Source organism: Methanomassiliicoccales archaeon (assembly GCA_014361295.1).
Lineage (GTDB): Archaea > Thermoplasmatota > Thermoplasmata > Methanomassiliicoccales > JACIVX01 > JACIVX01.
This window is the reverse complement of sequence record JACIVX010000021.1, coordinates 1-6,811: the sequence shown is the minus strand read 5'-3', so window position 1 is coordinate 6,811 and position 6,811 is coordinate 1. Positions and strand designations below refer to the sequence as shown.

Genomic DNA, 6,811 nt, shown 5'->3' with positions numbered 1-6,811 from the left:
CCTTGGGAAGGCCATCGAGGATCGCTCGGCTATCGGTAGCCGGTTGGCCCTCCCGATCGATCACCCATCCCACAGGCGTTGGCTTTCCCAGACGGGCAAGGACTTCGATTTTTCCACGCTGAGATACGGAAGTAGCGGCATCGAAGTAGAATGGAAAAGGCTCGTCGGTGGGACAGGCAAAAGCAATGGGATTTGTCCCGAGCATCGGTTCCACCCCGAAAGTGGGAGCTACACTGGGCCGGGCATTGGTGAAGCTCATGCCGATCATCCCCTCTTTTGCGGCCATGAGGGCGTAGTACCCGGCGATGCCGTAGTGGGAGGAATTGCGCACCACCACCGCGCCCAACCCGAAGGCTCTGGCCTTGCGGATGGCCAATTCCATGGCTCGATATCCGGCCACCATTCCAAGCCCATCTTGGGCATCGAGAACGGCTGTGGTCGGCCCTTCCCGCACCACAAGGAGTTTTGTCACCGGTGAAACTGTTCCGTTTCGGATGCGCTTTACATAAAGCATGAGGCGACTGACCCCATGGGATTCGATGCCCCGGAGATCCGCAGCCAAAAGCACATCCGCGCAGATCTCGGCATCCCCTTTTGGCACGCCTAAGCGCAGGAAAACCTCCTCCACAAACTGCCGCAATTCCTCTACAGGTACGCGGATCCTCTCGGTCATCCTTCACCTCCGATTTTTTCATCCAAATCCGGAAGCTCGGCGAGGCTTGGGAGCACGTAGTCCGGTTGGAAGGGAGAGCTTTTCAAATCCTCGGGACGAGTAACTCCAGTAAGCACAAGAATCGCGGTGAGACCGTTTTCTTTCGCCATACGAATATCAGTTTCCAAGCGGTCGCCCACCATTGCGCATTTCTCCGGTGGAAGACCTAAAATTTCGAGGGCGGTCTGTATCATGTAGTGGGAGGGTTTACCAAAAACTTTCTCGACCTTTCTTCCAGTGGTAGCCTCTAAGGCAGCAATCACCGCAGCAGCATCAGGGATTTCTCCATCCTCCACTGGGCATGTGCGATCCGGATTGGTAGCGTAGAACCTCGCTCCACGGGTTAGAGCTTGAAAAGCAATGTTTAGTTTGCGGTAGTCAAAGGTACGGTCGAAGGCGGCCACCACATATTCGATCTTTCTTGGATCTTCAGTCAACCGCAACCCAGCTCGTCGCAGCTCCTTTAAGAGTGGTGGCTCTCCTATAGCAAAGACTTTAGCTCCAGGAGCTTCCTTAGCCAAATAGCGAGCTAAAACGAAAGAAGAGTTAAGGACATCACTCTCCTTTGCTAAAATGCCCAACCGGCTAAGTTTTTTAGCGTAGTCTTTGCGGGAGTACAATGGCTTGTTGGAAATAAAAAGTATTTTCCTTCCTCGGGCGTAGAGTTCACCCAAGGCCCTTTCCGCTCCGGGAATGAGTTGCTCCCCCCGGTAGACGGTGCCGTCTAAATCAATAAGATAGCCTTGGATTTTTATTATGTCGCCCATGCTTCAGCTTGATCAAAGTGATGCCAGCCACCGTCGTTTGAACGACCGAAAGGCGTTTGCCCAACGTGGCCTGGATGAGAAACGCCCTGCCCAAGGGGCGGGTTTAAGATGACGTTGGCTTCTGGGGAGAGCTTGCGTAAACCATGATTGAACAGAAGGTGAGCAAGAGCTATGGTCAATATGCTTAGGGAGCACAACAAGTGTAACAAGTGTTGCCATGAAGAAGGCTAAAACGAGGGATTTGCCATTTCTAGCCCCAGCATAAAAACGCTTCTTTCCCCCGACTCCTACCGCTTGGGTCAAGCATGGCTGTTCTTCAAGGCGCATGATTTCAAAGATGAAGATAGAGACCAAGCACAGCGCATATGATTCGGCAGTGACGAACTTTAGATGCCGAAACAGTTCTCCGAATAAAGTTTTCTGTTTCAGCAAAGGAAGGTGATAAAAAACGCGAAAAGGTAGCGCAACCCAACCCGAATAAGGAAACCAGTATGGTCCAGTGTCTATTTCACCTGCCACGAAAAAGGCTAACCAAATCAATGCTACCGGTACCCCCGTGACCAAGCCCAAAAGCTTAGCTAAGTTTTGCCAGAGTTCCAATGGATCGCGGTTCCATCCCCATCCTTTTCACTTTGTACTTTACAACGACAGAGCCGATAATTTGCAAATTTACTGTTGAAAGGCTGTTTCTTCACTCGGCCTAGGACCGACAACAGTCGCTGAGGATAATCAGTGATAATCCCCGTTAAGCCCGGAACTTGGAGAAATCGGCGAATCTCCTCCTGGTCGTTTACCGTCCACACGTACACCTTATATCCAGCTTTAGCCAGCCTTCGGGAAACTGTTGAATTGAACGCTGTCGAATGGATAGCGATTCCATCAGCACACACCTCGCTCAGGATCCGCTCAGGATCACTTGGCATGGCAACCGAAATCAAAACTGTTGCAATGTTGGATGCCCGTTCCTTAACATACTTTATCATCTCAGGGGTGAACGAAGACAAGAATACACGATCCTCAAGTTTAAGATTGTGGATTAAATCAACCGTACACTCTATCATCTCTCGCCAGCGGTGGGAGCTGCCAAAAAATGAGGATTCACCTTTGAGCTCAATGTCAGCAAAAAGGCCGGTCTCTTTGGTGAACATGAGGGCTTCTTTAAGGGTGGGTACCGGTTCCCTAACATAACTCTGGGCCTGTCCAAGCGACACTTCACCTGTAGCAATGGTGCCAAACGGGTCCTGGTGCAAAAACCACGATCCAGCGTCTAGCTTTCGAATCTCTTCCAATGTGAAATCTTCTACCCTCCATGGAGTCCGCGTTGGGAAGAGTTCCTGGACATTGGTGGTGCGCGAAAGGGTCTCGTCATGCATCAGGATAAGCTCGCCATCCCGGGTCATCCGAACGTCGAACTCCCACATATCCGCACCAAGCTCAGCGGCAAGACTCGCCGCGGCTAGCGTGTTCTCTGGCGCCAAAGAACTAGCTCCACGATGGGCAATAACTTGCACAAGCTTGTTGTTGACCGCAAGCTTTTTCATTTTGATACTTCACCTAGTGTTACGAGATATTTTTGCCCCACAAGAACCACAATAATCGGCAGGATTAAACATATCATAGTGGAAGCCATCACTGTCCCCCATTCGGTGGCGGCTTCTGGTCCACCAAGCATTCGGACTAAACCTATAGGAACAGTTTGCATTTCTGGTCTAGTAGTTATCAGCAAAGGCCATAAGTATTGATTCCATCCATAAAGAAACATGACTACAAAAAGAGCGGCAATGTGAGGGCGAAGCATTGGAAGCACAACGGAATATAAGCACCTGATAGGGCCAGCACCATCCATTCTTGCTGCATCTAATAACTCACGAGGAAAGGCTTGTAAGCACCCCCGAAAGAGAAGAAGACCAGTAGTGGAAACAACCCAAGGCAAAACAAGGCCTATATAGGTGTTTAACAGCTTAAATTGGGAAGCAATTTTATAAGTTTGAAACATTCGCACCTCAACCGGTAGCATAAGAGTAACCAACACAATACCGAAAAGTAAATTTCGCAAAGGGAAGCGGAAAAATACTATAGCATAAGCTGACATAATGGCTAACATTACCTTGCCAACAGCAATAACAAAAGCAACAACAAACGAGTTAAATATAAGCCGCCAAACTGGCACTCCGGTATATACCGTCCCCATCCTCCAAGCGCGCGAATAATTTTCAAAGGCATTGTTCCCAAACCAGAATGGCATTCTTCCTGCCCCAATGGTGGCATCGTTGTGGGTCGAACCAATGAGAGCTACCAACAGTGGAAGCAGCACAATACAACTAGCTAAGCCAAGGGCTGCATAAGCATACCACTCCTGTATAATATGTTTGAAAAACTTACGCATAATGCACCTTCCGCTCAATCACTTTGAACTGAAGCACAGATAAAATTACCGAAAATATCAAAAGCAGAACTGCTTGCGCAGCCGCTTTGTTTACATTTAAATTTACCATGCCATCTCTGTAAATACGATATACTAAAATTTCTGTAGCTCCAGATGGTCCGCCATGAGTAAGTGTATCAATAATTCCAAACGTCTCAAATAAAGAATAAACACTATTCACAACTAAAAGGAAAAAAGAAGTAGGAGAAAGAAGTGGAAAGATAATAAACCAAAATGTTTTCCATCGGCTTCCTCCATCAATATAAGCGGCCTCAACAACAGATTTAGGAATTCCTTGTAAAGCTGCGGAATAAAAAATAAAGTTATAAGAAATGCGAGCCCATATTGCTACTATAATTACAAACAACATTGCTTGAGTTTCGTTAAGACGGTAATCCCAATATAACTTAAGGTTATGAGTAACAAATCTTGCAACCATCCCAATTCCAGGTGCAAGGAGAAACCGCCATAATACCGCTGCTATGGCCGGAGCAATTCCATATGGAATTATGAGTAAAGTACGAAAGAACCATTTTCCACAAATTTGTCTCTCAGCCATTATTGCCAAGAATAGACCAATACCCATGGAAAAAATCGTAACCACCGCACTAAATATCACTGTCACACGCAATGTGGAAAGAAAAGAAACGTCAGAAAATAATCGTACGTACTGCTCAAAACCTACAAAAATCCTCCTAATCCCCAACGGATCACTACGATAAAACGATTGGTAGAAAGCCTCTACCGAAGGCCAGATAAACCATATTATCGCTAAAATGACCTGCGGAAGTACCAAGAGATAAGGCAGCAGCTTATTGCGAAATACCGGCTCTTGCCTCATAATTTATTTTTGGCCAACGAAAAAACCGCACAGGGGGCCCCGCAAAGACTGCGGGGCCCCTTTCCTTCACTTAGTTACCTATTCACCGTAAAGAGCTTCAAACTCACGCAAGAGCTCATTGCCGCGTTCGACCATCCTGGTTAAAGCTTCTTCAGCGGTTTGTTTCCTCATCAAAGCAGCTTCAAGTTCCTCATACATTATTACTCGGATAGCCGGCAAGTTCCCCAAGCGAAGCCCCCGAGTATATTCAGTAGTGGGTGTGCGCATAAGTTGAAGGACTGGAATTTCGGCCTCAGGCTTTTTATCATAATATCCCTCTGCCTTGGTCAACAAATACGCTGTGGAGGTGATGGGCATATAGCCGGTTGTCATATGTCGCCACGCGACGTTCTCTGCACGAGTAAGAAAGTCAAAGAACAAAGCCATACCTCTGTATTCCTCCTCTGTAAATTTGGGGTTTTTCATTGCCCACAACGCCGCGCCTCCAATTATTGAGTTATAAGGCTTGTCGACGACGTCGTCATGATATGGAAGGAAGGTACAACCATACTCAAACTCAGCCTCGGCCTCAATGCGAGCTCGCAAGCCGGAAGAAGCAAGCAACATTGCCGCCTTGCCGGCAGGGAACAACCCGTCGGCTTCAGCGTCTCGGCCTCCGTACACGAACAGCCCTTCTTCGGCCATGTCGAGCAAGAAGTTTAGATGTTTCGCGAAAAATTCAGTATTGAGTAAAAGTTGCGTATCGAGTCCCTCGAACCCATTAGCTTTGGTAGCAAACGGCACATTATGAATCGCAGCCATCTGCTCGAAAAGTGTCCAAGTTGGCCAGGCAGCCGAGAGAGGAATCTCAGCAGCACCAGTGGCTTTAATGGCCTCTGCAGCTTTTTTCACTTCACCCCAGGTTCGCGGCGGGTTTTCTGGGTCAAGGCCAGCCTTGCGGAATGCGTCCTTATTGTACCAAAGTACAGCGGTAGAAGAGTTGTAAGGCAAAGCCCCAAGTTGACCATCGGGGAGGCTGTAATAGCCGACCACTGCGGGGATATAAACTTTTGGCTCAAACGCAACACCGTGCTCAGCCATTAGATCTTGTACTGGATATACAAAATCTTTCAGCCCAAACATCATTATCGCTGTCCCGGCTTCGAAGATCTGCACGATATGTGGTTGTTCGCCAGCACGGACTGCAGCAATCAAAGCAGAGAGCACTTCCGGATAGGTTCCCTTCCAAATCGGGGTCACCCAGTACACATTTTGTGCTTCGTTAAAGCGCATCGCTTCCGCGGCAAAAGCGTCAAACAAGGGGCCGCGTAAGGATAACCACAATTCGAGTTCAATTCGACCCTCTGGCACTTGAGCCAGCCCTATAAACCCTAAAACCGCAATAAGACACATAAAACTAAACAACCGTTTGATCATTGTACTTCACCCCCTTTTTATTTTGCTTCGTTAATCAATTTTTCCAATTATCACCTCCTTTCTTTTTAAGCAAAATAAAGCTCCACACCAAGCTTTGTCAAAATTACCTGCCATTTATGATCTAACTCCTTATCAGTGATAAAGGCGTCTATTTTAGACAAGTCTACGATTTTTCCATGCGTGACAACTCCAAACTTGGTGTGGTCGGCTACGATCACCACTCGTTGGGCCCGCCGCACCACCTCTGATGCCGTTGCAGCTTCCTCTAAGGAAGGGATAGTGATCCCGTGTTCCACAGAAATCCCATTGGCTCCAAGGAACGCCAGGTCAAAATAAACGCTTTCCAAAGCGCAATGGGCAAGTGGCCCAACCATAGCATACGATACACCTCTAAGATAACCACCGATTACATAAACATCCATTTTTGGTATCTCCGCAAGTTCAGCAGCGTGAGTTAAGGCGTTGGTAAACACTCGTAGATTAGGAACAGGTTTTTCTTTGAGGGCTCGCACAATTTCCATAGTAGTAGTTCCATTGCCAATGAACACTGCCATGCCTTCTTTGATTAGCTCTGCAGCTTTCCGGCCAATTCGACGTTTCTCCTCTAAATTACGCGTGGCTTTTTCGTAGTACGAGGGCTCAGCTGTAAC

8 protein-coding genes are annotated in these 6,811 nt (G+C 47.8%); all 8 read right to left on the bottom strand.

The genetic code is table 11. The annotated features are described in order from the left end of the window. The coding region (locus H5T41_10500; GenBank protein ID MBC7109190.1) for an Ldh family oxidoreductase at window positions 1-673 on the bottom strand (673 nt) is incomplete at its 3' end. Continuing rightward, window positions 670-1,479 (bottom strand): HAD-IIA family hydrolase, encoded by an 810-nt coding sequence (locus H5T41_10495; GenBank protein MBC7109189.1) that lies wholly within the window; start codon window positions 1,477-1,479, stop codon window positions 670-672. The genes H5T41_10500 and H5T41_10495, both read right to left, overlap by 4 nt. Window positions 1,480-1,491: 12 nt before the next feature. Continuing rightward, on the bottom strand, window positions 1,492-2,079 hold the full coding sequence (locus tag H5T41_10490) for a hypothetical protein (protein MBC7109188.1): 588 nt from the start codon (window positions 2,077-2,079) through the stop codon (window positions 1,492-1,494). Then, window positions 2,058-3,020 carry a glycerophosphodiester phosphodiesterase gene (locus H5T41_10485; protein ID MBC7109187.1) on the bottom strand — a complete coding sequence of 321 codons (963 nt, stop codon included), beginning with the start codon at window positions 3,018-3,020 and terminating at the stop codon, window positions 2,058-2,060. Before H5T41_10485 ends, H5T41_10490 begins: the two co-directional genes overlap by 22 nt. Next, window positions 3,017-3,865, bottom strand: a complete 849-nt coding sequence (locus H5T41_10480; GenBank protein MBC7109186.1) for an ABC transporter permease subunit — start codon at window positions 3,863-3,865, stop codon at window positions 3,017-3,019. The genes H5T41_10485 and H5T41_10480 overlap by 4 nt, the downstream gene beginning before the upstream one ends. Continuing rightward, a complete protein-coding gene (locus tag H5T41_10475) occupies window positions 3,858-4,745 on the bottom strand; it encodes an ABC transporter permease subunit (protein MBC7109185.1) in 888 nt (295 codons plus the stop codon). Before H5T41_10475 ends, H5T41_10480 begins: the two co-directional genes overlap by 8 nt. Window positions 4,746-4,823: 78 nt before the next feature. Further along, a complete protein-coding gene (ugpB, locus tag H5T41_10470) occupies window positions 4,824-6,161 on the bottom strand; it encodes a sn-glycerol-3-phosphate ABC transporter substrate-binding protein UgpB (protein ID MBC7109184.1) in 1,338 nt (445 codons plus the stop codon). Window positions 6,162-6,226: 65 nt separating this feature from the next. Further along, window positions 6,227-6,811, bottom strand: a 585-nt coding sequence (locus H5T41_10465) for a DeoR/GlpR transcriptional regulator (GenBank protein MBC7109183.1), incomplete at its 5' end; no start/stop codon positions are given.